At 46.0% G+C, this 26,862-nt stretch carries 24 protein-coding genes and 1 pseudogene; 10 read left to right on the top strand and 15 right to left on the bottom strand.

The window, feature by feature from the left end:
• The 10 genes and pseudogenes from REC12_RS17115 to REC12_RS17070 all read right to left on the bottom strand — a co-directional run bounded on the left by REC12_RS17115 (position 1) and on the right by REC12_RS17070 (position 7,025).
• A complete protein-coding gene (locus REC12_RS17115; protein ID WP_308896564.1) occupies positions 1-369 on the bottom strand; it encodes a NifB/NifX family molybdenum-iron cluster-binding protein in 369 nt (122 codons plus the stop codon).
• Entirely contained in the window at positions 366-767 is a 402-nt protein-coding gene (locus tag REC12_RS17110; protein WP_308896562.1) for an iron-sulfur cluster assembly scaffold protein, read from the bottom strand. Before REC12_RS17110 ends, REC12_RS17115 begins: the two co-directional genes overlap by 4 nt.
• 5 nt (positions 768-772) lie before the next feature.
• Positions 773-1,003, bottom strand: coding sequence for a hypothetical protein (locus tag REC12_RS17105; protein ID WP_308896560.1), 231 nt, complete (start codon positions 1,001-1,003; stop codon positions 773-775).
• 454 nt (positions 1,004-1,457) lie between these two features.
• Positions 1,458-1,604: a hypothetical protein gene (locus tag REC12_RS17100; RefSeq protein WP_308896558.1), complete on the bottom strand. Its 147-nt coding sequence runs from the start codon at positions 1,602-1,604 to the stop codon at positions 1,458-1,460.
• Between the two features lie 254 nt (positions 1,605-1,858).
• Positions 1,859-1,978: pseudogene (locus REC12_RS17095) on the bottom strand (spore coat protein); the annotation flags it as partial.
• 101 nt (positions 1,979-2,079) lie between these two features.
• Positions 2,080-2,781: a response regulator transcription factor gene (locus REC12_RS17090; protein ID WP_308896556.1), complete on the bottom strand. Its 702-nt coding sequence runs from the start codon at positions 2,779-2,781 to the stop codon at positions 2,080-2,082.
• A 16-nt stretch (positions 2,782-2,797) separates the two neighbouring features.
• On the bottom strand, positions 2,798-4,225 hold the full coding sequence (locus REC12_RS17085) for a sensor histidine kinase (RefSeq protein ID WP_308896554.1): 1,428 nt from the start codon (positions 4,223-4,225) through the stop codon (positions 2,798-2,800).
• A 10-nt stretch (positions 4,226-4,235) separates the two neighbouring features.
• Positions 4,236-4,988, bottom strand: coding sequence for a DUF2705 family protein (locus REC12_RS17080; RefSeq protein ID WP_308896553.1), 753 nt, complete (start codon positions 4,986-4,988; stop codon positions 4,236-4,238).
• The gene (locus tag REC12_RS17075) at positions 4,960-5,700 is read right to left on the bottom strand and encodes an ABC transporter ATP-binding protein (RefSeq protein WP_308896552.1); all 741 of its coding nucleotides are present in this window, start codon (positions 5,698-5,700) and stop codon (positions 4,960-4,962) included. Before REC12_RS17075 ends, REC12_RS17080 begins: the two co-directional genes overlap by 29 nt.
• 83 nt (positions 5,701-5,783) lie before the next feature.
• Positions 5,784-7,025, bottom strand: coding sequence for a hypothetical protein (locus REC12_RS17070; RefSeq protein WP_308896550.1), 1,242 nt, complete (start codon positions 7,023-7,025; stop codon positions 5,784-5,786).
• 238 nt (positions 7,026-7,263) lie between these two features.
• On the opposite strand from REC12_RS17070, the gene REC12_RS17065 reads away from it, so the two are divergent.
• From REC12_RS17065 to REC12_RS17035, 7 genes are all read left to right on the top strand, one after another.
• Positions 7,264-8,160, top strand: a complete 897-nt coding sequence (locus REC12_RS17065; protein ID WP_308896753.1) for an ABC transporter ATP-binding protein — start codon at positions 7,264-7,266, stop codon at positions 8,158-8,160.
• Positions 8,147-8,833, top strand: a complete 687-nt coding sequence (locus tag REC12_RS17060) for a hypothetical protein (protein ID WP_308896548.1) — start codon at positions 8,147-8,149, stop codon at positions 8,831-8,833. Before REC12_RS17065 ends, REC12_RS17060 begins: the two co-directional genes overlap by 14 nt.
• Before the next feature lie 310 nt (positions 8,834-9,143).
• Complete coding sequence (locus REC12_RS17055) at positions 9,144-9,512, top strand: GntR family transcriptional regulator (RefSeq protein ID WP_308896546.1); 369 nt, start codon at positions 9,144-9,146, stop codon at positions 9,510-9,512.
• Entirely contained in the window at positions 9,512-10,204 is a 693-nt protein-coding gene (locus tag REC12_RS17050) for an ABC transporter ATP-binding protein (protein ID WP_308896544.1), read from the top strand. The genes REC12_RS17055 and REC12_RS17050 overlap by 1 nt, the downstream gene beginning before the upstream one ends.
• 2 nt (positions 10,205-10,206) lie before the next feature.
• Positions 10,207-10,944 carry a hypothetical protein gene (locus tag REC12_RS17045; protein ID WP_308896542.1) on the top strand — a complete coding sequence of 246 codons (738 nt, stop codon included), beginning with the start codon at positions 10,207-10,209 and terminating at the stop codon, positions 10,942-10,944.
• A 32-nt stretch (positions 10,945-10,976) separates the two neighbouring features.
• Positions 10,977-11,951 carry an ABC transporter ATP-binding protein gene (locus REC12_RS17040; protein WP_308896540.1) on the top strand — a complete coding sequence of 325 codons (975 nt, stop codon included), beginning with the start codon at positions 10,977-10,979 and terminating at the stop codon, positions 11,949-11,951.
• Positions 11,952-11,964: 13 nt separating this feature from the next.
• Positions 11,965-13,092 carry an ABC transporter permease gene (locus tag REC12_RS17035; protein ID WP_308896538.1) on the top strand — a complete coding sequence of 376 codons (1,128 nt, stop codon included), beginning with the start codon at positions 11,965-11,967 and terminating at the stop codon, positions 13,090-13,092.
• A gap of 502 nt (positions 13,093-13,594) precedes the next feature.
• On the opposite strand, the gene REC12_RS17030 is transcribed toward REC12_RS17035, so the two are convergent.
• Genes REC12_RS17030 through REC12_RS17015 form a run of 4 tightly spaced genes read right to left on the bottom strand, consistent with a single transcriptional unit; the run spans position 13,595 to position 19,404 of the window.
• Positions 13,595-14,836: an MFS transporter gene (locus REC12_RS17030; RefSeq protein WP_308896537.1), complete on the bottom strand. Its 1,242-nt coding sequence runs from the start codon at positions 14,834-14,836 to the stop codon at positions 13,595-13,597.
• A 37-nt stretch (positions 14,837-14,873) separates the two neighbouring features.
• Positions 14,874-16,673 (bottom strand): ABC transporter ATP-binding protein, encoded by a 1,800-nt coding sequence (locus tag REC12_RS17025; RefSeq protein WP_308896752.1) that lies wholly within the window; start codon positions 16,671-16,673, stop codon positions 14,874-14,876.
• The gene (locus REC12_RS17020) at positions 16,624-18,375 is read right to left on the bottom strand and encodes an ABC transporter ATP-binding protein (protein ID WP_308896535.1); all 1,752 of its coding nucleotides are present in this window, start codon (positions 18,373-18,375) and stop codon (positions 16,624-16,626) included. The genes REC12_RS17025 and REC12_RS17020 overlap by 50 nt, the downstream gene beginning before the upstream one ends.
• A 30-nt stretch (positions 18,376-18,405) precedes the next feature.
• A complete protein-coding gene (locus tag REC12_RS17015; RefSeq protein WP_308896533.1) occupies positions 18,406-19,404 on the bottom strand; it encodes a LacI family DNA-binding transcriptional regulator in 999 nt (332 codons plus the stop codon).
• 322 nt (positions 19,405-19,726) lie between these two features.
• Here REC12_RS17015 and REC12_RS17010 point away from each other — a divergent pair, with 322 nt between their 5' ends.
• The 3 genes from REC12_RS17010 to REC12_RS17000 are packed head-to-tail and all read left to right on the top strand — an operon-like array spanning position 19,727 to position 23,186.
• Positions 19,727-20,515: an electron transfer flavoprotein subunit beta/FixA family protein gene (locus REC12_RS17010; protein ID WP_308896531.1), complete on the top strand. Its 789-nt coding sequence runs from the start codon at positions 19,727-19,729 to the stop codon at positions 20,513-20,515.
• Between the two features lie 13 nt (positions 20,516-20,528).
• Entirely contained in the window at positions 20,529-21,737 is a 1,209-nt protein-coding gene (locus REC12_RS17005; protein WP_308896529.1) for an electron transfer flavoprotein subunit alpha/FixB family protein, read from the top strand.
• Between the two features lie 48 nt (positions 21,738-21,785).
• On the top strand, positions 21,786-23,186 hold the full coding sequence (locus tag REC12_RS17000) for an FAD-binding oxidoreductase (protein WP_308896527.1): 1,401 nt from the start codon (positions 21,786-21,788) through the stop codon (positions 23,184-23,186).
• 61 nt (positions 23,187-23,247) lie between these two features.
• Here the strand turns inward: REC12_RS17000 and REC12_RS16995 are convergent, their stop codons facing one another.
• On the bottom strand, positions 23,248-26,742 hold the full coding sequence (locus REC12_RS16995) for an efflux RND transporter permease subunit (protein WP_308896525.1): 3,495 nt from the start codon (positions 26,740-26,742) through the stop codon (positions 23,248-23,250).
• Between the last annotated feature and the right edge of the window lie 120 nt (positions 26,743-26,862).

Below are 26,862 nucleotides of genomic sequence, written 5' to 3'. Positions count from 1 at the left end.
TTATTTTCCTCCATGGCCATGAAACCCGGTATGGATTTCTGCCAATGGTGATAACTTACCTTCATTAAAGGCCTCAAGGTTGTCCTTAATAGAATCGTTAATCGTCTTAAACAGTTTTATATTCGCTGTTTTAAGGACTTCCGCCGCGTTTTCACCGCATCTTGGAGTGAGTAAGGCCTTTACTTTGCTGTCCACAAGAGTCTGGGCAGCCTTAATCCCCGCGCCGCCTTGGCTGGCCAGCGCACTATTGTCGAGAAAAACGCCTTCCCCTGATTCGGTATCATAAATTAAATAATAGGGGGTGCGGCCTAAGGTTTCAGACACACTTGCTTCCGTAGACTTGTCATTGACCGGAAGAGCAATTTTCATCGGGATACCTCCTTGATAAGTATTTCCGTTTGCCTTTTTGCTTCGTAATAGTTATTAATTGCCTTACGCAAGGCGCCTACTCCGAGGTTCGAACAATGCTGCTTCATGGGGGAGAGGCCATCAAGGGCCCTGATAACATCCTCTTCAGTAATCCTCAAGGCATCGTTTAAGTGTTCTCCCATCGCTAAAACAGTTGTCATGCTGGAGACGGCAATTAAGGCGCAGCAGCCAAAAGCCAGATAACTTATCTTTTCAATATAGTTATCCCGGACTTTTATAAACATAGTTAATGAGTCTCCGCAGGAAGGATCTCCCAAACTTCCCTCAGCATCGGCATCGAGCATGCGGTAGGCGTTTTGCGGAGATAGAAAATGTTTCATCACTTTTTCAGAGTACATATAAATCAATCACCTTTACTATTTTCCGGAAGGAGTCCGCCATATCTATGTCCCTGGCAACCACCGCAACGGCAGTATAGCGCCAGGCCGTTACAAAGTTTGAAATCTCCGCCCAGCAGCATCTCCGGATCACCTCTGACAGCACCCAATCCTTTAAGACATCTAATTCCTCCCTTCCCTCTTAGCACTTCAGGGCTAAAATCCTGCTTACGCTTATTGGCATATGCCTTTTTCAACTTTGATTATACCTCATTTTGAACATATGTCAATTACTGACCGCACACTCTTTCAGTACTCCATCCTTGGCAACCCTTGTTCTAATGCTTGTGCTCGTAGCCGGTCTGGTCATTGTGCCAATTATACTTTCATCCCTATTAAATATTAATTTGACAAGACGTTTAAGCACTTTAGCCGGAAAAGCGGTAACCGGCTTGAGGATAGCTTCCTGCCTACAAAAAATTAAAGCTATCCGTATGATTGGCGCTAAAACCAAATCAATCAGATAGCTTAAAGGAAGTCTATTGCATAGAGAGTAATGGTGATATTCAAAATAATCAACTGAGCTTGGAGGCAAGATAGGAACGTTGGGTATTGATTATCCGAGGGTCAAAAACCAACTCAAAGCGGCTGCTCTACAATTTTCCTCGATCCAGAAGGCCCAGATCTATTTAAACGTCCAGATGCTGCAAGTTATTGTATAGGGTAAGCTCCTTTACTATAAAGGTAATTGATAAGGTCCTCACCATGCTGTTCTTCTTCATTTTGAATCCGGACGCACATTTTTTCAGGAACTTTTTGGTCTTCAAATGGCTTAGTATTTTCTTGACTGCGCATCATGATGAACCACCCTTCTTAAGTAAAATTCTTAAAAACTATTTCTGCTTGATATCATTCCCCTCGCTTTTTTGAGCTATGCATGACCTCCAACGTCATTTTAAGCTGGTTCACGTCCCCAATTGAGCCAAAATTTCAGAGACAGCAGTTAAATCCCCCATTTAGGATTAATTGCTGTCCCTGAATTAAATTATTTCTTATTCACTTGCATATAACTTCGACTAGCTGCTCATCTCGTCAAGTTACTTCAGCCAAACTTAAAGCTCTTGCTGGACAGGATAAGCGCCTCTGCTGTGAAGGTAATTAAAAAGGTCCTCGCCATGCTGCTGTTCTTCTTTTTGAATATGGTTTAAGACCTGACGAATATTGTGGTCCTGTCCCTGGCTTTTTTTAAGCTACGCAGGATTTAAGCCGATCTCAGCGCGCTGCCAAAAATAGTCAAGAGTTTGTCCGGCAGATCAAGGCCGGTGCTTGGCCTCTAAACTCTGAAACGATAACCGGCCCCCCACACGGTTTCCACGTATTGCGGGTTTGAGGGATCATTTTCAATTTTTTCCCTTAGTCTGGCGATATGTACAGTGACGGTAGAAGAGTCTCCCAAAGCGTCTAAGCCCCAGACACGTTCAAACAGCTCCTCGCGTCCAAACACTCTGTTGGGATTTTGAGCCAAGTAGAGGAGCAAACCGAACTCCTTCTGAGCCAGGCTTACTTCCTGACCGAGAACAAAGACGCGATGGGATTCCCGGTCTATTTTCAGGCCGCGAATCGTCAGGACATTTTCCTTTCCGGCCCTTTCACGAAAGCGGTGTTTTAGCCGCTCGTAATTTTCCAAATGGGCCTTTACCCTTGCCACCAACTCCCCCGGGCTAAAGGGCTTTGTGATGTAATCATCGGCTCCCAGACTTAAGCCTTTGATCTTGTCAATTTCCTCCTTTTTGGCCGACACTAAAAGAACGGGAATATCCTTGTCTTCTTGCATGCTCCTCAGAATTTCCAAACCATCCATCCCGGGAAGCATGATATCCAAAATCAAGAGATCCATCTCGTTTTCCCGAAGCGTTTTTAAGCCTTCCAAGCCACCGGAGCAGACGATAACCTCAAAACCGGCCACTTCAAGGTAATCTCGCTGCAATTCCGCGATACTTGAGTCATCCTCGATAATTAAAATCTTCTTTCTCATCTAACGCCGCCCCCTATCATGATTTACTCAGAGAAATCATGATACTGGTCCCCTCCTCTCCCTGACTTACGGCCCATATTCTGCCATGATGGCCTGCGATGATTTGCTTGGCTATAGCTAAGCCCAAACCGCTCCCTTTGCTGCGGGCCGCGTCAGAGCGGTAGAAGCGGTCAAAAATATGCGGCAGATCCCCTTTAGGAATGCCGGAACCATTGTCACGCACTTCCACAATGACACTGGTTGGGGTGTCTCTGAGCAGAATCTCAATTTGGCCCTGCTCTTTGTTCATGTATTTGCAGGAATTATCCAGAATATTCATGATCACTCGTTTCATTCTTTCCCGGTCTAAAAAAACAGCCTGCTTCTGAGTCAGCTCATTGTGCAAAGAAACCTTGATCCCCTGACGTTCTAATTCCGCCTCACTCTCCAGCAGGCAGAGCTTCAGATACTCCTCGATATCTGTCCTGGCAAAATCAAAAGGAAGCTGGTTTAAATCAAGTTTAGCATAAAGAAGCAAATCATCAATCATTTGATCCACTTGATGGGCTTTCAGGGCAATAGTTTTTAAATAGCGTTCCGTTTTAGCGGGAGTATTGGCAATTCCGTCTAAAATCCCCTCAACATAGCCTTTGATGGAGGTCACAGGGGTTTTTAAATCATGAGAAATACTGGAAATAAGCATTTTGCGGTTATCTTCATACTTAAGCTGAGTATGAACCGAATCTTTCAGCTTGATGCGCATAAGCTCAAGATCCCGACATAATGCCCGGATCTCCTGGTCCCCTTCTTCAATAATGGTTTGATCGAGGTTTCCCCGGCTAATTTCCGCCGCCGCACTTTGCAGATTATGAAGAGGTTTCAGAATACTGCGGGAAAACTGGTAGGAGACCAGAAAGTTTGTCAGCATAAAGGCCAGGACGAAGGTTACGCCAATGACGATCAGAAATCTGGTCAGCGTCACTGCCGCTTGATCGAGGGGGGCGAGCATCAGAACACTCCCTTGAGTCCCATCCTTAAAATTAAGGGGAATTGTTTGAACACTATAAGAAACATCCCCGACAACAACAGGTTCCGCAGCTCTTGAGAGATTCCCGGCGGCCAGGCATTTGGCCAGATCAATTTTGCTCAGGTTAAGTGACTGAAAAATAACTTTTTCATCCTGGACAATAATCAGCTCGCCATTGATCGCTGCCAGCTGCTCCTGAAGATGCCTCTGAAAAGTCTCTTCCGCCACAATTTCAGGAGTTTGCCGCAAAATGCCCGTCTCAGTCTTGAGCAGTTCAAGCTTAATCTGGGACAGCCTTTGGTAGTTTTCCAAGGAAACATCATTTCCTAAGAGCCTGCCGGAAATAAAAAGAAAAGCCGCAGCAATAAAAACAGTGATCAGGATGGGAATGACAACTGTTGCAGCGTTGGCTAAGATCAGACGTTTTTTAAGGTTCATAAAGGTCACCCTATAATTCTTTTTTGTCAAATAAGTAGAATCCTGCTGTAAATAACATAATACCTGAGCCCAGCATAATCAAGAACTGACGCAGGATTTTCCCCAGCGGAAAAGAGTTTATCAAAAAAAGATTATACCAATCAAGCTGAGTCGTCATAAAAAGACTGGCATACTGGGAAAAGAATACCCCCAGGACTTTCAAACCGATAAACAGCAAAATGGAAACGAAAAAGACGGATATTCCGCTTTTAAAGAGATTGGTCAGCAGAGCTATCCCTAAAGCCAAAACAATCATCGGCAATAAGCTGACGATGTAAGAAAATACCGTCCTGGCCAAGGAACCCAGCGTCGCCGAGTTGGCGTTAAAAATAAAGCCGGCTAACAAGGAAAAAATGAGCAGCAGCAATAACGTCGCTAAAATAAAGACAACAATGGCCGTAATTTTGGCGGTAAAAACCTTAAACCGGCTTACCGGCCGGGTTAAGGTAAGGCGCATACTATTCTGGGAGAACTCCCCGGAGAAGCTGTCAATCGTGACCAAGGCCGTAAACAGCGGCAAAATCGAGTTCACAACCACGGAAAGTACGAGCATGGGAAATTCCATACTGCCCGTTCCTCTCAGGCCAAAGCCGCTTCTCACCCCAACAATCACCAATTGCCCGAAAACAATGACCACAAGCGAAAGAATAGCAGCTACCAGGGCCTTTTTCTTTTTATAGAGCTTCTCGATTTCATTAACAAGAGCTGCCTGAAACACGGCCATTTCGCTCCACCTCGCTTACAAAGTAATTCTCCAGTGTCGCATAGTTTCTCAGAATCGTTTGGGTGCTTTCGACATTAAGGATTTGCCCGTTGTAGATGACCCCAATCCGGTTGCAGGTTAGCTCTACGTCATGGATTAAATGACTGGAGATAAAAAACGTGGTCTGCTCCTGCTCCGCTAAATAATGGATCAGCTTGCGCATGTCAATCATGCCTTCGACATCGAGGCCATTCAAAGGTTCATCCAAAATAACCAGCTTGGGACGGGATAAAATAGCTGCCGCCAGGCCCAGACGCTGCTTCATTCCCAGCGAAAACTTTTTAGGTTTTTCGCGCTTATATTTAAGCATGCCTGTCAGCTCCAGAACCTCATCGATCCGTTGCTCATCCACATCCGGATAAAACCGGGCCGACTGCTTTAAGTTCTCAAAAGCACTCAAATAAGCATAAGCCTCGGCAATTTCAATGAGACAGCCTACTTTAGCCATCGCTTTCTCATACTCTGCCGTAACACTATAGCCAAAAAGTTTAACATCCCCAAACTCCGGCCGAATGAGTCCTGTCATAAGTTTCATGGCCGTTGTTTTCCCGGCTCCGTTCGGGCCCAGAAAGCCAAAAATATCCCCTTGAAAAATATCCAAGCTGATATCTTTGACCCCTCGCCCGTTCTCATATAACTTGGTCAAATTTTTAATCTCAATGATCTTTTCCATACCTGGCCTCCCCCAGGAGCTAAGAGAACTGCCGAGTTAACCCGGCAGTCTTTCTCAGCTCTGTTCATTACTTTCCTGAATGTCTAATCGAGATCCGGGCTGAAGGTTGAATCGTATAGCAAACCGCCCTTAGCCGCTGGGTTAAAAAATATTTTTCCCGCGTGTTCATCCAGGAAAAAGTTCCCCTTCTTCCCGGAATCCGTCGTGTAATCGTAATCCGAAGCGGGCGAATTCTTTCCACCAGACTTTTGGGCGGTAAAGCTAAAGTCTTGTTTTGAGGCGGCGTATTCTTCAAAGCCCGGTTTATAGACCTCGTAATAGTGTCCGGCAGCCGACTCATTGTTTATTTGGGTAATTTCCAGGATTCTCTCTCCGGCCTTGACGAATTTATCGTCTTGTTCAATTAAAATATCATTTTTAAACTTGCCGCTGAATTTTTCCGGATGCAGAATTTCCGGCCCGGAGTTTTCATAAGCCACAACATCTTTTTCTACTTTTTTACCGCTAAGATCCGGTTTCGTTACGCCGGTAGAATTAATATCTGTCAGCTTGCCCAGAACCTCCAGCGTCAAATCGTGAGCCGTTCCGTTCTCATCCTTTCCGGAGAGTACCGCGGAACCTAAGATGCTCTCCATCACGCCGTCTTTATTTATCTGAGCCGTACCCTCTATGCTCTTGACAAAAACATCTTTTGTCAGATGCGGCAAGTTCCCTTGTTGGTTATTATTAAAGTCTTGTTTCAATTTGAACGAAGCAAGAGCATTGATCAAGGACGGGATTTGCACTTCACTTAGTGAGCCGGAAAGCACTTTGGTGCCATCGGAATTTTCCGTGACCACTACATTGTCTTTGAGGTTTCCCACAAGAGCGTCCACAATTTTTTCAGCATCATCGGCACTCTTGTCCTTAAAGGGATCGGAAAAAAATTCTCCTTTTCGTCCCTTGGTATACTCAGTAACATAGTAAGTTGGATCACTATCAGACAAGCGAATCATAGTTGTCGTATCGGAGTAAATTAGGGAGCCGCTCTTATCCCCGTTCAAATTCAGATCCGAGGAAATTCGCTCCATGGCGCCTTTGCTTTTGTCGTACTTTGTAATTTCATTGGTGGTCATCAACGTTTTGCCATTATCCTTTAAGTCAAACGACACATCCATTGTGAAACTATTAAAGGTTTCGCTGCTCTTCTCGGCGGTAACTTTAAGAGCGTCTTTCAGTTGGTCATAGCCGCTTTTAGTCGTGATATCAGCCAGAACGGTAGTCGCCAGCAGCAATGTACCCAAGGTAAAGCTTAAAAGCATGGCCGTTTTTTTCGTTAATTTCATCAATCCAACTCCTCATCTCTTATTAGCGGAAGCTTCCCTTGTTTTATTCTAACAACCCGGTCTTGATTTTCTCTAAACGATTTATTAACAAATTATTAATAGTTATTTTCCGGCCAAAATTCTCAGGGGCAATCATAAAATGGGCAGGCTTGCGGAAAATTATATCATAGGTTGCAGTATATCAGTCTAAATAAATAATACCCGAGCACACTAAGGAGAACGGCATGGAGTCGAGTCCATCATTGAAGTTTCTAACCTCACTAAGAGGTATCAAACTAAAAAAGTCCTCACCAATATCAATCTTTCCCTCAAGCAAAATCAAACCTTAGGTCTCGTGGGCAGAAACGGCGCAGGCAAAACGACCCTGATTAAAATAATTCTGGGTTTTCTGCGGCCCACAGAGGGGGAGGTCAAACTATTCGGCCGCAAGGCCGCGGCTAATCACGGTTCGGTCGGCTATTTACCTGAACAGGCCAGTTATCATTTAGTGTTCAGCGGCCAAGAGTATTTAACCTTATTAGGTAAGATGTCGGGCTTAAGCGCTGTCGAGAACAGGGTATCTGAGGTTCTGGACTTAGTGGGAATGACCCGGGATGCCTCCCGCCGGATGAGCCGCTATTCTAAAGGCATGCTCCAACGGCTTGGAGTGGCCCAGGCCATTTTACTTGACCCGGCGCTGCTTATCCTGGACGAACCCTTAACAGGTCTTGACCCAGCCGGGCAGAAGGATTTAAGAGATATCATTATTGAAATGCAGCGGCAACATAAAAGCATTCTTCTTTGTTCGCACCTCCTCAATGAAGTAGAAAGAGTGTGCAGTCACTTCTCGATTATTCATAACTCTTCCATCATAGCCCAAGGCAGCCTCCAAAAAGAGCTGTTCTCAAGCAACGACTACAAAATCAAAGCTTCGGGCATCAGCGAAGAGATGTTCGCAAAGCTCCGGGAAATCTTTAATCTGAGCAAGTTGTCAGCTGATGACTATCTGTTTAAGGAAGAGACCGGAGGACAAAAAGAATCCTTATTGAGGTCCTTGCTTGACGGAGGGGCTACCATTGCTGAACTAGGCCCCGTCCAGAAATCACTCGAAGACTATTTTCTGCGCGCCACGGGAGGTCAGTATGAAGATCATTAATTTGGCAATCTTCACCTTGACGGATTACTTCCGCCGGACTTGGTTTTATGCGGAAATTATTTTGGTGGCAATTTTACTTTTTCTTTTCCGGGATACTTACCGGCTGCTTGGCAAAAACGATATCTATCCCGCTTTAGGTATGTTCTCCATCGTTTTGTCTGCAGTAACGGTCTGGCGAATTGCTTCCTTAGAGACAAACCCCAGGATTTATATTCTTTTAACCAAAGCTATCAGCAGAACAAGCTATCCGTCCGGCAAAATCTTAGCAGCCTTTAGCCTGAATGCGCTCATAGTGATTTTGCTCTTCATAGCGGGCTTTTTCTGCACCGCAGTCAAAGAACAGCTCTCCTTCCCCAACGGCCTGGCACGCCTCATTCCCCTCGGTTTTATTCTCTTAATGGCTAACCTTATCATGCTTTGCTGCTCGTCTTTGGTCTTCAGCAAGCTGTCCTTCTTCTGGGGGATTTTGCTCCTGATTTTAGGCACAGTCCAGCCTTTCTCAAGTACCGGCTATCTATTTCCTCCTATTCGTCAACTGATTGCCGGCAGCTATGCATCGTTTGACATTCATCTGATTTTCTCCTGTCTTTTGGCTTTAGGCTATATCGTGTTGTTCTATTTCTTAGCTCTCTATTTTTTCAAGAAGCGGGAACTAAATTATGAACAAAAATAATCAACCCTTAGCGGTGGTTTAATAACGGACTAAAGGCAGTTTACCGTGAGATGGGTTGAACTGCTTTGTTTAATTTTGTCCGCTGACTAATCCGCTCTAAGTCTCCCGCTTCGGCAAGCGGTGAGTTAAGAGCGGCTAAGTTCCTGGATAAGTGCGACTAAGATTAAGATGGAGTTAAAACTCTACCTTAATCAAGTCTACTTTATTTGTTTAATTTTACCACTCGCTGAGCAATTACCTTAGCTTGACAATACCATTGTATTAGTGTACTATCTAATTCATACACTGGTTGAGAGTTGGTGATTCCGAAATGAAAGAATTTAATAATAGCATTTCAATTTATGTTCAAATTATGGATGAAGTCAAACGCTGGATTATTTCAGGAAAACTTAAAGGAGGAGACAAATTGCCTGCCGTCAGAGAATTGGCTCTTGACTTTAAAGTAAACCCCAACACTGTTCAAAGAATGTACCAGGAACTTGAAGGCGAAGGAATTGTTTACTCGCAGAGAGGCATCGGGCGGTTTGTTACGGAGGATCAAGGAATGATTCAGGGCTTAAAACTATCAATCTCCCGTTCTCTGATCAAAACCTTTGTGGAGGAAATGCAAGCGCTGGGTTTTCAAGCTACGGAAATAGCCGCAGAGATTATGAACTATCTTCAGGAGGATCAAAACTAATGCACAAGCTATTGGAAGTCAGTCATCTGACTAAAAAATACGGCAAGAAAACTATTTTTGACGACGTCACCTTTTCCCTGGACTGCGGGAAGATCGTGGGCGTTCTGGGCCGCAATGCCAGCGGCAAGACAACCTTATTTAAAATACTGGCCGGGCTCACAAAACCCAGTGGCGGAGATGTTCGTATTCTGGGCCGGGAAATTGGCCTGGAAACCAAAAACCTCGTCTCTTTCATGCCTGACTCCGCAGATTTCGTTAAATGGGCCAGAATAAGCGATGCTAAAGAGTTTTACCGGGATTTTTACGCGGATTACGATGAAACTAAATTTCGGCAACTGCTGGAGTGGATGGAACTCCAGGAAGAGCAAAAAATCGGCAGCCTTTCCAAGGGCACAAAAGAAAGACTGCAGCTGGCCCTGGCCCTTTCCAGAAATGCCAAGCTTTACATCCTGGATGAGCCGGTCACTGGGGTTGACCCTGTCATCAGAGATAAGATTTTGGATGCTATTGTCCGCTTCTACAACGAAGACAGCACTATTCTAATCTCAACCCATTTCATCACGCAAATGGAACGGCTGTTTGACAGTCTTTTGCTTCTCAAGGAGAAAAAAATTATGGTTTATGACAATCCGGATATAATACGTGAGACATCCGGAAACTCCCTCGAAGAATGGGTGAAGGAGGAGATTTAAGAATGAAGCTCTTGAAGCAAGTTATTAAAAACCATTATTTTGATCTGATAGAATTTTACGGAATTATTCTGATCATGGTTGTTCCCTTTATGATCTGGCTTCTGCCCAAATGGAGTATGGGAGGAAGAATGCTCTATCTGGGTGTTCTGCAAATCTCCATTTTTATGGGGCTGCTCACCCGCTTCACAGGGGATTTGACGATCTTTAACACCAACGTTCAGTATTGTCTGGCGCCGATTAAACAAGGAGGAAAAATCCTCGCTCCTGTGGCATTTTTCGTGGTGAATTATCTTATTGCCGATGCCCTGGTCTTATTCTTCCTTAACATCACTCACGCTTTCAGCCTCGGCCCAGTCATTACAGGCTTTACCCAAATTTTTCTCTTGGCTTGTTATATCCTTATTATTGTCATTTTAGGTACGTTGCTCTCTCTGACGCTGTTCCCTAAACCTCACTTAGACATTCCCGCTTTAGCCCGTTATAAGATCAATGCTCAGCAAATCTACTCCTCTACCGGAGGAGCGTTGAATGCCGTCATCTGTATCGCGACCCTGCTCTTTTCTCAGGCCATCAGCAAGATCCTTTTCACGCCTTTTTTTACCGTTACCATTAAGGCCAGCGATTATGTTGCAACCAGTACGCGAGAGATTTCTGTCAATACTTTGCCTTACTTGCTCCTGGGTTTAGTTTACGTTTCTTTGATTTTCTTTTTAAGCGGCAAGAAAGTTTATTCAGAGTAGCCGCCGCCCATGCCGCTGCGCGGCACCGGCAGATGATGAAAATACCGGGGAGCTTCGCCAAAACGTCAATCTTACCCGAAAGGTTGTATCAACTGATGATTGAACTTAAAAACGTCAGAAAAAAATATGGGGACACATTAGCTTTAGATCAGGTAAACGTCACTATTAACGATGGGATTTGCTTTGGCTTAATCGGACCTAACGGTGCCGGCAAGTCAACCTTAATGAAAATCATTGCCGGCATCACGCAAAAATATGAGGGAGAAATCTCCTTTAATGAAAAGCCCCTTGAGAAGAACCGCTACGCAGTAAAACAAACTATCGGCTATGTTCCGCAAGACCTGGTCCTGGAAAATGTCCTTTCAGCCAGAGATAATCTCACGTTTTTCGGAGGGGTCTATGGAATCCCTAAAAACAAACTTGCGGACACGGTCAATAAGACCTTAGAGGATATTGGTTTAAGGGATCGGGCGGATGATCTGATAAAAAATTTCTCCGGCGGAATGAAACGAAGGCTAAATATCGGCTGCGGGATCATGCATAACCCTAAACTCGTGATCATGGATGAGCCTACGGTAGGCATTGATCCCCAATCCCGCAATTACATCTACACCATCATTGACAAGTTGAAGAAGGACGGCAAGACCATTATTTATTCCAGTCACTATATGGAAGAAGTCCAGAACTTATGTGAAGATATCGTGCTCATTGATCACGGCAAAATCCTGGAAGGCGGCAGCGTCAACAGCATCATTAAAAAGTATTCCAAGCCTGCCGTTTACCTGGAGGGGGAAGGAATTAAGCCGCAAGAGCTTAACCTATTCGGGGAGGTTGCAGAGCTGGGCAACGGCTACCGGATAGTCTGTGACAACGTCATGCAAACGATGGAGAAAATAAGCAGCTTTTTACTGGCTAACCGACAACAGGTCAGTCATTTGGAAATCTACCATATGAACTTAGAAGATATCTTTTTCTTGTTGACAGGCAAAAGTTTAAGGGATAAATAAGGAGGACGATCTTATGTGGTCGTTAGTCAGGAAAGAATTTAAACTGCGGCTCAAAGAACGCAAGACCTATATTTTTATGTTTCTGATGCCGATCATTATCATCTTGCTGATCGGCAGCACCGCTAAATCCAATAACTACGTTTTCGATATCCATTATACGGATCTGGACAAATCTCCGGCATCTCAGCAAATCCTGCAATCCTTTCAGGCTGTGAAGGGCTTTAAACTAACATCGGAAAGCGACGTAAACAACGCCCTCGCCCAAGTTAAAAGCAATAAACAGCCCGTTTATTTTGTAATTCCCCAAGGGTTTCAGCAAGACATTCTAGCCGGCAAACAGCCTGTGATCGACGTGCATTACGATCCCAACTCGACGACAAGCCAGGGGTTTCTCTCCGCCCTCGACAGCGTCTCCCAGTCAAGCCAACAGGCTCAGATTGAAAACTATGTGCAGAGCACGGCAGGGAACAATGCCGCTGCAATCTTGAAACGCCCCTTTTTGATCAAGAAAGAGCAAATCAACGTATCTCAGAATACGGGAATAGCCCAGATACTTCCCGGCTACACGGTGATGTTTGCCTTCTTTATCATCACAATTATGGCCCAATCTTTCTTTAAGGACAGAGAATCCGGTATGCTCGCCCGGCTCATGGGCACACCTCTGAGAAAATATGAATATATGATGGGGATGTGGATTCCCAATTTCATTGTTGTGCTTATTCAAGTAGCCGTTCTTTATACCTTCGGACTCACTTACTTCAAGATGTCCTTAGGCAATATTCCGGCCCTCGTTCTCGTCACACTGCTGCTGGCCTTTGTGGCTACGGCATTGGGTTTGCTGCTGACCTTTATCTCGCAAAATCAACAGATGGTTTTGTTCCTTGTCCAACTCACCGTCATGGGAGGAGCGGCCTTGGGCGGCTTGTGGTTCCCCATCGACATCCTGCCTTCGGGTGTGCGAAAAATCTCCGTCCTTTTCCCTCAATACTGGATACAAAAAAGCTACGTCTCCATTTTCGGGCAGGGAGGTACTTTAGGAGACATCGGGTTCAACATCACGATTCTATTGATTATGGGAGCCGTTTTCTCCCTTCTTGCTTATTTCCGCTATAACAGATTCTATGATCAAGCGATTAGTTAGATTTCGGCGTTGTTCATTGGCCCGCTTATTGGTAAACCCTGTTGTTGCATAATTCTATAATGTTACGGTATAATATGGTTAAGAAGAAACGCGAGATACTTCTAATATCCCGCGTTCCCGGCACAACGAACCGCAGTGTCTGCGGCCAGTTAATAGGTTTTAGCAGACTGAAAAAGTAGCTGCTTCTGAGGGCGGGCTACTTTTTCATTATGTCAAGGATGAATTTTAGTACCGCTATGAACAATGTTGCAATGGATACCGCGAATTTTAATGCACTTTGGTACTTATCCATCTTGCCTCACCCCCTTTCACTGGAGGTTTGGCCGCCCACCCTACGCCTATTCCGTTGTACTCGCCACATTATACCATAATTCGCATAATATTTGCATTATAAACGCGGTCTACTCACATTTTTGTGCTGTGGACCGCTTTTCTTTGCTTTTTGGCTGTTTTCTCCGCAACCGAAATAAAGCAACCCAAAGTGATTAAATTGTCATCCGCTTCACTGGCCGAGCCAAGCGGCGATGGTCCGTCTTTTAAGAGCAAATACGGGGATCAAAAGCAGTAAAGCAGCCGCTCCGCAGGCGGGAAATCCTGCGCCGCCGCTGAACCGTTCCATCATTGACCCCGCATAAAGGTTGCCGATGGGGGTTGAACCCGAGTTGAGAAAAGCATAGACGCTCATCACTCTGCCCCGGTACTCGCCGGAGGTGTTCACCTGAAACAGAGAATTGCAGAGGTTGAGAAAAGCCATGTTGATAAAACCTATGACTGCCACCATAAACAAAGCGAGAGCGTAATTCCTGGCCAAAATCATCAGTACCTGCATACAGGCGGTCGCAACGGCGCACAAGACAAACATATTCTTTTTGATCCCATACTTGGCAATGGTGGCCATCACGATGGCCGCAATAAAAGAACCGATGCCGGCCGCGGACATCAGGCCGGTATAGGTACCTGCCCCCTGATTCAGCACCGTTTTAGCAAAAACCGGAATAATGACATCGTTATTGAAAGCAAAGGTGCAGACCACCGCCATGACCAGGGAATTGATGACCAGAGTCTCATTACTTTTAATATATTGAAGGCCTTCTTTGATTTCCTGAACTACCTGTCGGCGCACTCTCTGCGGAGGGACATAGTCCATTCTAATCATGAAGAGCCCGCTTATAACTGCGATATAACTGACCGCATCGACCAGGAAGCAAAAAACAGCGCCAAATTTGACCATGACAATTCCGGAAATGGCCGGGCCTACGATCTTGGCAAGGTTGAAGACCGTTGAATTGAGGGAAATTCCGTTCATGATGTCCTTGGGACCGACCAGCTCGATGAAGAAAGACTGCCGGGCGGGCATGTCGACAGTTTGCGCAAAACCGAAGAGGGTTGTGATCACGAGAACATGCCAGTATTTTACGACACCCAGAAAAACCAAGAGGGTCATGGTGAAACCTAAGGTCATAAACACTGCCTGGGTCATAATCAGGATGTTCCTCTTGGGGAAACGATCGACGAAAACCCCCGCAAAGAGGGTAAACAGGAGCATCGGCATGAACTGACAGACCCCCAGCAGACCAACCAGCAGGGGAGACTTCGTGATTGTATACACAAGCCAGACCTGAGCTGTCCTTTGCATCCAGGTCCCCGTCATCGAGATACACTGTCCAAACCAAAAATAACGGAAGTTTTTATATTTCAGAGAGGCAAAAGTAGTTTTCAGCGCGCCGGAAATTTTAGCATTCATCAGCAATTTACAACACCTGTCTTAGTTTTTATTGGCTTTAAGCGGAGAGATCGATAGCTCCCTTGATTCCCTCCACCACCATGTCTTTATAATAGCCGCCTCTTTCCATTAGTTCCGCGTGACTGCCCGTTTCCGCAATTTCGCCTTTTTTCAGAACGATGATCTTATCGGCGTTGCGAATGGTGGAGAGGCGATGGGCAATAATTAAGGTGGTCCTGTTTTGGGCCATGTTCTCGATCGCTTTTTGCATCAGGACCTCAGTCTGGGTGTCAATATTGGCGGTGGCCTCATCCAAAATAATAACGGAAGGGTTATGGGCCACGGCCCGGGCAAAAGAAAGCAGTTGTCTCTGACCTGCGGAGAGGGTGCTCCCCCTTTCCCTAACCGGCTCGTTGCTTTTCCCCGGCAAGTTCTCAACAAACTCCGCGGCACAGGAGGTTTTCAAGGCCTCCTCGATAACAGCGCTGTCGATGTCGTCATTAAGCGAGACATTTTTGCCGATAGTCTCGGAGAACAAAAAGACATCCTGGAGCACCACGGCAATATTGCGTCTCAGATCACTTTTGCGGATATCCTTGATATTGACGCCGTCAATCAAGATCTCGCCTTTCTGAATCTCATAGAAACCGCTGACCAGGCTAATGATCGTAGTCTTGCCCGCCCCGGTCTGACCGACAAAGGCGGCCATCTGGCCTTTTTCGATGGTAAAGCTGATGCCTTTCAAAACCCAATCCTGATCGTTGTAAGCAAACCAAACGTTTTTAAATTCTATTTTTCCCTCGATCCTCTCCAGGGCACGCCCCGCCTCCAGATCCTCCAGATTGTCTTCCTGGTCCAGCAACTCAAAAATCCTGTCCGCTGAAACAAAGGCCGATTGAATCGAAGTGTAATTGTCAGCCAAGTCCGAGATGGGTGTAAAAAACTGCTTGATATAGGTAGTGAAAGCGTAAAGCACGCCGATTTTAAGGGTCTGGTTGCCGATTTTGTCCATGCCGTACCAGATCAGGATAGCCACGGCCAGGCTCTGAAAAACATCCGACATCGGCTTTAAAAAGCTGTTCATCCAGACCTGAAAGGAGGTGATTTTGTAATACTCTCCGTTTAGTTTCGTAAACTCTTCTTTCTTTTCTTTTTCCCCATGGAAAAGCTGGATCAGCTTCATGCCGGATATATTCTCGGCCATAAAACCGTTGATTTTCCCGATCAGGCTTTTCATGATCCGGAAATTCCGTTTGATTTTGGTCCGCAGGAGAAAAATAACCGTGAACATGACGGGAATCACCGCAAAGGAAACCAAAGCCAGCCGGGCATCCATGAGAAACATGGCGCCGATGATGCCCAGAATCAGAAAGATATCCTGAAAAAGACTGAGAAGCACGTCGGTATACAATTCGCTCAAGGCTTCCACATCATTGGTAGCCCTGGTGATCAAGCTGCCCGAGGATGTCTTGTCCAGATACCAAAGAGGCAGCAGCTGAATCGTCCTGAAGACGCGGCTGCGCAGGTTCCTCAGAATCTCCTGGCCGGCCTTATTGATCAGATTCACCTGGGCAATGGCCAGAAAGCCGCTCAAGGCTACGACCAAAAAATAAAGCAGGCCCATGGAGGTCAGGGAAAATAATCCCCTTTGCGCCAGATGCTTGGTCAGGAAGTCGTCAATCACAATTTTGAGAATATAAGGTTTGGCCAGCAGAGCACCGTTGACCAGTAAGACGCAGATTGACGCCAGCACAATCCTCTTCTTGTGCGGAAGGTTCAGCGACAACAGCCTTATAAAATTATGCTTTTTAGGAAGCTTGGTTTTCCGGCTTGTTTTCGCCTCTGAATTGAAAGTCATAGATTTCACGGTACAGCCCCCCTTTCTCAAGCAGTTCCGCATGGGTCCCTCTCTCGGAAATCCTGCCTTGATGGAGAACGATGATTTCATCGGCCGCCATGACCGCGGAGATTCTGCTGGCGATAATCAGGGTGGTTTTGTTTTTTCTCACTTGGCGGAGATTGAGCAGAATTTCCGCTTCCGTGACGGTATCCACCGCGGAAAGGGCGTCATCCAGCACTAGGATTTCAGGGTCTTTGATCAGCGCCCGGGCAATGGAAACTCTTTGCTTTTGCCCGCCAGAAAGGTTGACCCCCCGTTCTCCCAGAACCGTTGCAAACCCCTTGGGCAGCTCCAGGATGCTTTGAGCGATGCAGCTGTTCCTGGCGGCCCGTTCCACCTCAGCGCCGGAGTAGCTGTCTTTAAAAAAGCGAATGTTCTCGGAGATGGAGGCATTGAACAAAAAATTATCCTGGGGAACGAAGCCAAAGCCGCTTCTCAGGGCTTCCAGCCTGAAATCGTTAATATCCTTGCCGCCGATGAACAGCTTCCCTTCCCCGACGTTATACATTTTCAACAGCAAGCTGACAAGGGTGCTTTTGCCCGAACCTGTTTTCCCGATAATGCCTAAGGTGTGGCCCTGGGGAATTTCCAGACTGATATCGCTCAAGGCTTCTTTTTCAGCTCCGGGATAAGTAAACGCCAGAGAATTAACCGTTATGGAGCATTGCTCCGGGAATTCCGCCAGGGGACCGCCATCCTTTACCTCCGGCTCAACATTGAATATCTCATTCAAGCGGGCGAGAGACGCCATGCCCCTCTGAAAAACTGTAATCACTTGACCAATGGAGATGACAGGCGCCAGTATGATCGTCAGATACCCGTTAAAAGCGACAAAGTCTCCGAGAGAGATGCTGCCCTGCAAAACCATCCTGCCACCCCAAATCAGGTTGAAAACAAAACTGACAGTAAAGCACAATTCGATGGCAGGGGCCAGATAGGCGGAAATCCTCACCATGTCCATATTGGCCTCCACCATCTGATCGTTCAGCTTCTGAAACCTGGCGACCTCTTTCTCTTCCTGGACATAGGCCTTAATCACTCGAATACCGCTGATGTTCTCGTTGACCCGGTCGGAGATAGCGGCAAAGGTCTTCTGCACCTTTCGGAACCGCTTTTTCACGATCCTGCCGATATAAAGCATCATGAAAACAATCAAAGGGATCGGGAGCAGCGACACAAGAGTGAGCTGCCAGTCGATCGTCCCCGCCATGTCATAAACGGAAATCAGGCAGATCACAATGCCATTGATAGCCAGCGAGGCGGCAGGTCCGAAAGTTTGCCGCACGGCATTAATATCGTTAATCGCGTAGGCGATCAAATCGCCGGTTTTTCTCTGGCTGTAAAATTCGGGCGAGAGCCTTTGCAGCTGGTCGAAAAGCTTTTCCCTCAGAAAACATTCCAGGCTGCGCCCATTTCTGATGACAGAATTCCGCCAAACGTAAGTGCAGGCAAAGGTTCCGGCAGCAATAAGCAAAATGTAGACAATATTGACATACACGGCCTGCGGCTGAAATCCGCTCATTTTCAAAATATCCACCGTATTTCCCAGCATCTTGGGGAAAAGGGTTTGAATATAGGACGAAAGAAACATGAAAAGAATGCCGATGATATAGGAAAATTTATGGTCTTTTAAAAAACCGATGATTATATTTTTGCCCATCTGCCGCCTCCTTGATTAGTCCGGGACCGCTTACTCAACAGCCTTTACCGAGTCCCTTTCCACGAGGGTGCTGTTGATCCGAACCGTTTCATAAGGCTTATCTGGCTCCTCAATCCTTTTAAAAAGCAATTCAACGGCGGATTCACAGGCCTGATCAATGTGCAACTCCAAAGTAGTCAGGGCGGGGATGCTCAGGGAAGCCATCTCCGTATTGCCGCTTCCGATTACTGATAAATCCTCCGGTACTCTGATTCCTTTTTCATAGAGATATTTGATCAGCTTGATGGCCGTATAATCCCACTGGCAGATAAGCGCCGTGGGACCCTTGCCCTTACTGTCATGAATCAGTTCGCTGACTTTTTCCTCAAAGCTCCCCTCGGCATAAATGAAGAAATCATCCCTCACCGGCAAAGCATGGTCTTCCAAAGCCAGCTCAATCCCCAGCACCTTTTCTTTATTGGCATAGACGCTGCTGCCGCCTATAAAACCGATTCTTTCGTGCCCTTTTTGAATCAGGTATTCACACTGCTTATACCCGCTGTTATTGAAGTTATACCAGACACTGTCGCAATCCAGGACCGGGGAATAGCCCGTATAAAAGACCTGATTTTTTATTTTCGAGGCCATAAATCTTACATAAGGGTTTTCAAATCCTCCGATAAAAATAATTCCGTCAAAGCCGGAACCCTTCGCCACTTTATGAGGAAGGTACAATTTTTCCTGCCGGCTTTTATCGACAAATTCCACGTCATAGGCGCAGCCCACTGTCTGCAGTGCTTTTTCAATGCCCTGAATCATGTGACTGTAATTACTGCTGTCCTGAATAAAGGGTTTTTGATGAAGCACCAGTATTTTTTTATCGCCTGAGCTCTTGGCTCTTAAATATCCCATTTCACTTGCTTTGATTAAAATTTTGCTTCTCAGTTCTTCGCTGACTCCGTCCTGCCCTGATAGGGCTCTGCTCACTGAAATATTGGAAATGGCCAGGGCTTTGGCGATATCGGACATGGTTGTCTTCTCAGATTTCATAATCAATCCCCCTTAACGTAATATATTATAGCACATAACGTTAATTATATTACTTTTTTACCGTACTTTTTATCGTTTAATTATCGTTTGATTTTGATATGCATAACGTTATCATCTCCCGGTTTTAAAAACTGCTTACATAAAAATTCTTAATTACAAAAATGGTTCACAAAGGCTTGTGAATAATAACTTTTGAAGGGCTAAAAATCTTATGCTATGATTAATTCACTTGGTCTGATGGTCTGACCACTTTTTTGACCCCTTTCTGCCATAAACTTATCTTAGCTTATTTTAAGTCATAAACTTTATGGGAGGTTACGTCATGGAAATTCTCGTCTGTATTAAACAAGTTCCGGGAAGCTCGAAAATAGATGTTGATCCGCTCACCGGCGTCTTAAAACGAGACGGTGTGGATTCCAAAATGAATCCCTACGATCTGTTTGCTCTGGAGACCGCCTTAAGGCTTAAAGAACAAAAAAACGCAACGGTGAAGGTTATCAGCATGGGGCCGCCACAGGCCAAGGAAGTCATCAAGGAAGCTTTTATGATGGGAGTCGACGCGGGCGCTTTAGTCTCAGACCGGAAGTTTGCAGGCGCAGACGTTCTGGCCACGTCTTATACCATTTCTCAGGGAATCCGTCAGCTTGGCAATTTTGACCTCATTCTTTGCGGCAAGCAGACAACCGACGGAGATACTGCCCAGGTCGGCCCGGAAATGGCCGAATATTTGGGTATTCCTCACATTGCCAACGTTTTAAAAATTCTTGAACTTAAAGAAACCTCAATTATTGTGGAAATGGATATGGCTAATACCAGCGAGGTCGCAGAAGTTCAATTTCCCTGTCTTTTAACCGTAGAAAAGGATATCTACCAACCCAGGCTTCCATCCTACAAGAAAAAACTGAGTACAAAAGACCGTGCAATTAAAATAATTTCCTTCCAGGATTTTGAGGACAACGATGAAAACAGATATGGGCTCAGCGGTTCGCCCACCCAGGTCGAACGAATCTTTCCCCCCGCACTGAATATGGACAGGGAAACCTGGAGCGGTACTTCAGCGCAGCTTAGTTCGCAAATTGCCAATAAGCTTAAACAATTAAAGTTTGTTTAGAGGAGGTAGATTCATGAGCAAGTTAATTTGTCACCAGGAAAAGGTGAATGCATCCAACATTCAGGCCTTACTGGATGTTTGTCCATTTGGAGCTCTGCAAGCTGAGGATGGAAAGGTGGAGATCAGCGCAGGATGCAAAATGTGCCGGCTCTGTGTTAAAAAAGGGCCCCAGGGAGTTATGGAATTTATCGCGGAGGCAGCTCCGGCCGTTGATAAGAATTTATGGCAGGGCATCGCGGTCTATGTCGACCATGTCGCAGGTGAAATCCATCCTGTTACCCTGGAGTTGATCGGTAAAGCCAGAGAGCTTGCGGCCGTCGTCAGCTTCCCCATTTATTGCGTGTTTATAGGCCATAACATAAAAGCTAAGGCTCAGGAATTGCTGCATTACGGCGTCGACGAGGTCTTTGTCTATGACTGCGCGGAATTAAACCATTTCCGTATTGAACCTTATACGGCAGCCTGCGAGGACTTCATTCGAAAAATAAAACCTTCTTCTTTACTGGTTGGAGCCACAACCATCGGCCGGTCTTTGGCGCCCCGGGTAGCGGCAAGATTTCGCACCGGCTTAACCGCCGATTGCACAACTCTGGAAATGAAAGAGAATACCGACCTCGTCCAAATCAGACCTGCTTTTGGCGGCAACATTATGGCTCAGATCATTTGTCCCAACACCCGCCCTCAGATGGCAACGGTGCGCTATAAGGTTATGAATGCTCCCGCAAGGCAATCCGAACCCAGCGGCAAAATTACACTCTGCGAATTGGCTCCGGAAAAATTAGTGTCTGCCATCAAAGTCTTACAAGTAACACACAAGGAGATTGAGGAAAACATCTCGGACGCCGAAGTCATTATTGCAGTGGGAAGAGCCTTAAAATCTGAGAAAGACATGGTTATGATTGGAGAGTTAGCTCACTTATTAAAGGCCCGGATAGCGGGCACCCGCCCTCTCGTTGAAGCCGGTTGGCTTAAGGCCAGGCAGCAAATAGGTTTATCGGGTCGAACCGTGAAACCAAAATTAATCATCACCCTCGGAATTTCAGGAGCCGTTCAGTTTACAGCGGGTATGAACAGTTCCGAACAAATCTTTGCCATCAACCAAGACCCTCACGCCGCAATTTTTAATCTTGCCCATTATGGTATTATCGGCGATCTTTATGAAATCGTTCCTCAACTCATTGATAAGCTTAAAAACTCCAACACTCTGGCTTGTGCGCGCTAAACATCAGCGGCGGATTGAAAAACTGAGATAAATCGTGGAGGTAATTTCATGCATCACTATAAAACGCTGGACGCTAAAGACCGGGAGTTTTTAGTTTCACTGCTGGGAGAAGAACGTGTTTATACAGGTGAAGCAATCAGTGACGATTTTAGTCACGATGAATTGGGCGGGATTAGTAAACGACCCGATGTTTTAGTCGATGTTCTGGCAACTGCTGAAGTCTCGAAAATTATGAGCTATGCCTCTGAGAATAATATTCCGGTCGTGGCCCGGGGCTCAGGGACAGGACTTGTCGGAGCCTCCGTACCTATTTTCGGAGGGATCATGCTGAATATGAGCGGCATGAACAAAATCCTCGAACTCGATGAAGACAATCTGACCCTCACTCTGGAACCCGGAGTCCTTTTAATGGAAATCAGCAAATTTGTTGAAGACCATGATCTCTTCTACCCGCCGGACCCCGGCGAAAAATCTGCCACGATAGCTGGTAATATCAATACCAATGCCGGCGGGATGAGAGCCGTTAAATATGGGGTGACCAGAGATTACATTCGCGGACTTGAAATTGTTCTGCCCAACGGCAGTGTCATTAATGTCGGCGGGAAAGTGGTTAAAAATTCCTCCGGCTACAGCATTAAAGACCTGATCTGCGGTTCGGAAGGAACGCTGGGCATTATTACTAAAGCGGTTTTAAAGCTTATCCCTTTGCCCAAAAAGACAGTCTCACTGTTAATACCTTTTCCTGATCTGGATAAAGCGATCAGCACGGTCCCTAAAATTATCAAAGCGAAAGCTATCCCCACGGCCATTGAATTTATGCAAAGAGAGGTTATTCTGGCCGCCGAAGAATTTTTAGGCAAGAAATTTCCGGACAACTCCTCCGATGCCTACCTCTTGTTGACCTTTGACGGCAACAGCGCACAAGAATTGGAAAAAGACTATGAGAAAGTTGCCGACATCTGCCTCGAAGAAGGAGCGCTTGATGCTTTCATTATCGACACGGAGGAGCGCAAAGAAGCGGTTTGGTCTGCCCGAGGCGCTTTCTTGGAAGCAGTAAAAGCCTCAACTACCGACATGGACGAATGCGACGTTGTTGTTCCCCGCAATAAGGTCGCTGAATTTATTAAGTACACTCATCTCCTTCAGGAAGAGTTTAATCTTCGTATCCGAAGCTTCGGTCATGCCGGAGACGGCAATTTACATGTCTATGTGTTAAAGGACAAGCTTAGCGACGAAGCCTGGCAAAAGAAACTCGGCGAAGTATTTGAGGCTATGTATCGCAAATCACGGGAACTCCAAGGACTGGTGTCCGGAGAGCACGGTATCGGCTACGCTAAGAAAAGGTATCTGTTTGATCAGTACGAACCCGAGTATATTGAGCTTATGAAAGGCATCAAACTGGCCTTTGACCCTAAAAATATCCTTAATCCTGGCAAAGTTTGCGAGTAGAGCTGAGTTAATTGCTCAAGCCCGGGTTTATCCCGGGTTTTTTCTTGTACAGGTTTTTTTATTACCCGGGATTAGCTTGCTCGCGATTTGATCTCATTAGGATGCTGTACATAACGGGAACAAGTATTAAGGTTAAGACTGTCGAAAAGACAAGCCCGCCGATAACCACAATCCCTAAGCCCTGGGATATGAGACTTCCGTGGGAAAAACCCAGGGCCAGGGGAATTAAGGCCATGATTGTCGAGATGGCGGTCATAAGAATCGGCCTTATTCTTACGGAACCGGCTTCCAAAAGAGCCTCTCTCACCTTCATGCCTGATATTCTATTCGTCCTGACCCTGTCGAGAAGGACGATGGCATTAGTGACAACGATGCCGATGAGCATCAGCATCCCGATCATCCCCGAAACAGTCAGGGGCTGCCGGGCAATGAACAAAGCCACGATAGCTCCCACGGCCGCAAAAGGCAAGGAGAAGAGAATGGCAAAAGGGGTCAAGGGTTCGCCAAAGGTAATCACCATGACAATATAGACTAACACTATCGCTACAAACATAGCAAACCCCATTTGGGAGAAACCGCTTGTGATATCCTTGTTGCTTCCCTGCAGCTCATAGCTTACTCCCGGAGGAAGAGTGTTCCTGATACTATCAATTTCGGTCTGAGCATCTTTAGTAACCTTCGATGTGTCATTTCCTTTGATATCAGCTACGACGGAAGCATACTGTTTGCCGTCAAGCTCGGAAATTGTCGCCGGCCCGTCCTCTTGCTCAACCGAGGCAATATCCCCTATTTTAATGGGGCCTTCCGCACCCGGAATTTCCAAATTTTTGATACTGTCGATATTATTTAACAGGTTTGCCGGGTATCCGAGCAGGACATCCACTGCGGAACCATTATCCACAGTTGTTATCTTGCTGTAACCCAGATAATTTCTCACGATAGCCGCAACGACAGCCGGGTTCAAGCCCTGATCCGCCGCCTTGGCGGCATCAACGGCGACAGATATTTCCGGCTTCCTTGCCGAGATATTGTTGGTGAGATTATTTAGCTCCTCCATACCTCTTAACTTAGCCGTAATAATCCCCGCTGCCTTGGTGATATCCTCCAGGCTGCTTCCTTTGATAATTACTTCGACGTTTTCCGCTTTATTGCCGGTGATGCTCTGGGGGGTAAGCGTCATCACCTCTCCGCCCTGATTAAATTTCCTGGCTTCGGCAGTCAAATCATCTAAGGCTTGTGTCAAATCCGCCTTCTCTTTAACCACGACAATAAAACTGCCTTCATTGGCACCTTGATTGGACAGGACACTCCCGCCGCTGCTGCTCGTATCGCCAATAATACTAGTCACTTTATCGATATCCTTCCTGCCCTTTAAAAAGGATTCGAACTTCAGGGCTTCGGTATTCGTTTTATCAACCGCAGTTCCCGCCGGCATAGTCAAGGCCACATTAATGACATTGCTCGTTGAGGCAGGCATGAATTGGATGCCTATTTTACGGATCAGCCCCAGAGAAATAAGCAGAATTATTAAACTTGCCCCTATGACCAGCAAACGGTGGTTCAACACGGAGCCCAGTACCTTTTTATAAATCTCGGCCATCTTCCCTTGATTCTTCTCAGGCGCGGCAGATGGCCGGCTTTTTTTCCTGAAAAGCATAAACTTGCTCATAACGGGAACTACGGTCAAAGCTACGAGCAATGAAGCGGAAATACAAATTACAACCGTATAGGCAAAAGGGATGAATACTCTGCCGATAATCCCGGTAATAAAGCTTAAAGGCAAAAATACGCCTACTGTGGTAATGGTCGAGGCTGCAATGGCCGATCCTACTTCCTGACTAGCTTGGCGGATCAGATCAGTCCTGTCCTCTGCCTGATCCCTCGCCTGCTCAAGTCTTCTATAAATGTTTTCTATAACCACAATAGAATCGTCGACGATTCTCCCGACAGCAACGGCAATGCCTCCCAGGGACATAGTGTTCAGCGTAATGTTGAAACGGGGCAGTAAAATCAAGGCAATAAGCACGGACAACGGAATTGACACAACTGCAATCACAGTGGATTTAATATCTCTCAGGAACAAAGCAATGACAATCATAGCGAACAGTGCGCCGGTGATCCCCTCACTGATCATTCCGTTGACGGAATCCTTGACCATGGTTGAGGAGTCATTGATTTTATAAACCTGGATATCGCCGTTACCCTGGGTAACTTCCGAGATCTTCTGGTCTACATCGCGGGCCAGCTGCACCATATTGGCATCATCGGTCTTGTAAATATTAAGAACCATACCCTCCTTAAAGTTGGCCCTGGTAAAAAAACTGGTCGTTTGCGTTCCATAATCGATATTGGCAATATCCTTCAGAAAAACGACATGCAGCGTCGGTGCTGGAGATGCAGCGGAATTTAGGGAATTGGGATTGGGGTTAGGATTGGAATTGGAAACGCCTGGGTTAGACGAGGCTCCCTGACTCAATTCTTTTCCCTTTTGGGTTTGAGCACTCAAAACCTGCTGCAGGGAGGTTGCAGTACTTTGAATCACGGAGTTTGCCTGGGCAATGGCAGCCTGAGCCTGTACCTTATTTTGCGGAGTCGAATTAAAGTTGGCTAAGATTGCCTGCTGAGCGAGAATTATGCCTTCCTGCTGCTGTATGACGCTTAATAAAGCAATGGCTTGGGTATTATTCCCAATCATTTCGCCCATGGTTTTGCTTGTTGTCCCGACTTCCTGGCCCAGCTGCCCCACGGCTTGCCCCAGCTTATTCATACCCTCGCCGATTTGAGTCAGGCTATTTCCCATTAGTTTTGTAGTATTGGGCATTACAACAATTGGCACAGATTTTATGTCATCAAGATTGTTGAACTTTCTCGTCACTCTTATCGTGAGGTCCTTTTGATTAATCTCCGTACTCCCAACGGGGTAGGATATGTTATTAGCCGTAAGGGCGCTCTGAACATCCTGAAGGGTAATATTTTGATCCTTCATTTTTTGGTCATCGAGCTTAATATAAATATCATTAGTTTTCAGTCCGTTAACGTTGACATTGGCTACTCCGGTTACACCGCTCAGTTCCGGCTTCAGGGTTGAATTAACAAATTGGGTAAGCACATCAATGCTTTTACTGCTTTGAAGAGAATAGGTCATGACCGGAAAACTTCCCATAGTAACTTTGGAAATTGTCGGCTTTTGGGCATTGTCCGGAAAAGATACCGTATTGACGGCATCCTGAATATCCCGTTCGCCTTTGTCAATATCCGCCGAATAATCAAATTCCGCCACCACAATCGAAACATTTTCATTAGATATTCCTTTAATATCAGTTATACCCTCTATGCCTGACAAAGACTTCTGAATCGGCCTCGTAATACCGTCGGCAATGTCTTCGGGTGCAGCGCCGGGATACACGGTAAAGACCGTCACGACCGGTATATTTATGTTGGGCATTGCTTCTTCTTTAATGCCCTTTCCCGAATACAAACCGCCAACAAGAATGAGAACGCCTGCTAAGATAACAACAAACGTATTCTTCAGGGAGAATCCGGTAAAAAAATTCATTTCTGCTCCTCTCCTAACTTGAAATTACCTGTGTACTCCGCCAGGAACTTATTAAAAACAAATCACCCCGCTCCGAGCTCCGGCTGCCATTCTGGTCGAAGGTAGGCACCAAAATGTCTT

This window comes from Candidatus Desulfosporosinus nitrosoreducens (genome assembly GCF_030954495.1).
Lineage (GTDB): Bacteria > Bacillota > Desulfitobacteriia > Desulfitobacteriales > Desulfitobacteriaceae > Desulfosporosinus > Desulfosporosinus nitrosoreducens.
The sequence above is the reverse complement of the archived record's forward strand: the minus strand, read 5'-3'. Positions and strand labels throughout refer to the sequence as shown.

Excerpts from the sequence above, each read along its gene's own strand:
- REC12_RS17115 (WP_308896564.1), bottom strand. The coding sequence starts at position 369 with ATGAAAATTGCTCTTCCGGTCAATGACAAGTCTACGGAAGCAAGTGTG.
- REC12_RS17110 (WP_308896562.1), bottom strand. The coding sequence starts at position 767 with ATGTACTCTGAAAAAGTGATGAAACATTTTCTATCTCCGCAAAACGCC.
- REC12_RS17100 (WP_308896558.1), bottom strand. The coding sequence starts at position 1,604 with ATGATGCGCAGTCAAGAAAATACTAAGCCATTTGAAGACCAAAAAGTT.
- REC12_RS17090 (WP_308896556.1), bottom strand. The coding sequence starts at position 2,781 with ATGAGAAAGAAGATTTTAATTATCGAGGATGACTCAAGTATCGCGGAA.
- REC12_RS17085 (WP_308896554.1), bottom strand. The coding sequence starts at position 4,225 with ATGAACCTTAAAAAACGTCTGATCTTAGCCAACGCTGCAACAGTTGTC.
- REC12_RS17080 (WP_308896553.1), bottom strand. The coding sequence starts at position 4,988 with ATGGCCGTGTTTCAGGCAGCTCTTGTTAATGAAATCGAGAAGCTCTAT.
- REC12_RS17075 (WP_308896552.1), bottom strand. The coding sequence starts at position 5,700 with ATGGAAAAGATCATTGAGATTAAAAATTTGACCAAGTTATATGAGAAC.
- REC12_RS17070 (WP_308896550.1), bottom strand. The coding sequence starts at position 7,025 with ATGAAATTAACGAAAAAAACGGCCATGCTTTTAAGCTTTACCTTGGGT.
- REC12_RS17060 (WP_308896548.1), top strand. The coding sequence starts at position 8,147 with ATGAAGATCATTAATTTGGCAATCTTCACCTTGACGGATTACTTCCGC.
- REC12_RS17055 (WP_308896546.1), top strand. The coding sequence starts at position 9,144 with ATGAAAGAATTTAATAATAGCATTTCAATTTATGTTCAAATTATGGAT.
- REC12_RS17050 (WP_308896544.1), top strand. The coding sequence starts at position 9,512 with ATGCACAAGCTATTGGAAGTCAGTCATCTGACTAAAAAATACGGCAAG.
- REC12_RS17045 (WP_308896542.1), top strand. The coding sequence starts at position 10,207 with ATGAAGCTCTTGAAGCAAGTTATTAAAAACCATTATTTTGATCTGATA.
- REC12_RS17040 (WP_308896540.1), top strand. The coding sequence starts at position 10,977 with ATGATGAAAATACCGGGGAGCTTCGCCAAAACGTCAATCTTACCCGAA.
- REC12_RS17035 (WP_308896538.1), top strand. The coding sequence starts at position 11,965 with ATGTGGTCGTTAGTCAGGAAAGAATTTAAACTGCGGCTCAAAGAACGC.
- REC12_RS17030 (WP_308896537.1), bottom strand. The coding sequence starts at position 14,836 with ATGAATGCTAAAATTTCCGGCGCGCTGAAAACTACTTTTGCCTCTCTG.
- REC12_RS17025 (WP_308896752.1), bottom strand. The coding sequence starts at position 16,673 with ATGACTTTCAATTCAGAGGCGAAAACAAGCCGGAAAACCAAGCTTCCT.
- REC12_RS17020 (WP_308896535.1), bottom strand. The coding sequence starts at position 18,375 with ATGGGCAAAAATATAATCATCGGTTTTTTAAAAGACCATAAATTTTCC.
- REC12_RS17015 (WP_308896533.1), bottom strand. The coding sequence starts at position 19,404 with ATGAAATCTGAGAAGACAACCATGTCCGATATCGCCAAAGCCCTGGCC.
- REC12_RS17010 (WP_308896531.1), top strand. The coding sequence starts at position 19,727 with ATGGAAATTCTCGTCTGTATTAAACAAGTTCCGGGAAGCTCGAAAATA.
- REC12_RS17005 (WP_308896529.1), top strand. The coding sequence starts at position 20,529 with ATGAGCAAGTTAATTTGTCACCAGGAAAAGGTGAATGCATCCAACATT.
- REC12_RS17000 (WP_308896527.1), top strand. The coding sequence starts at position 21,786 with ATGCATCACTATAAAACGCTGGACGCTAAAGACCGGGAGTTTTTAGTT.
- REC12_RS16995 (WP_308896525.1), bottom strand. The coding sequence starts at position 26,742 with ATGAATTTTTTTACCGGATTCTCCCTGAAGAATACGTTTGTTGTTATC.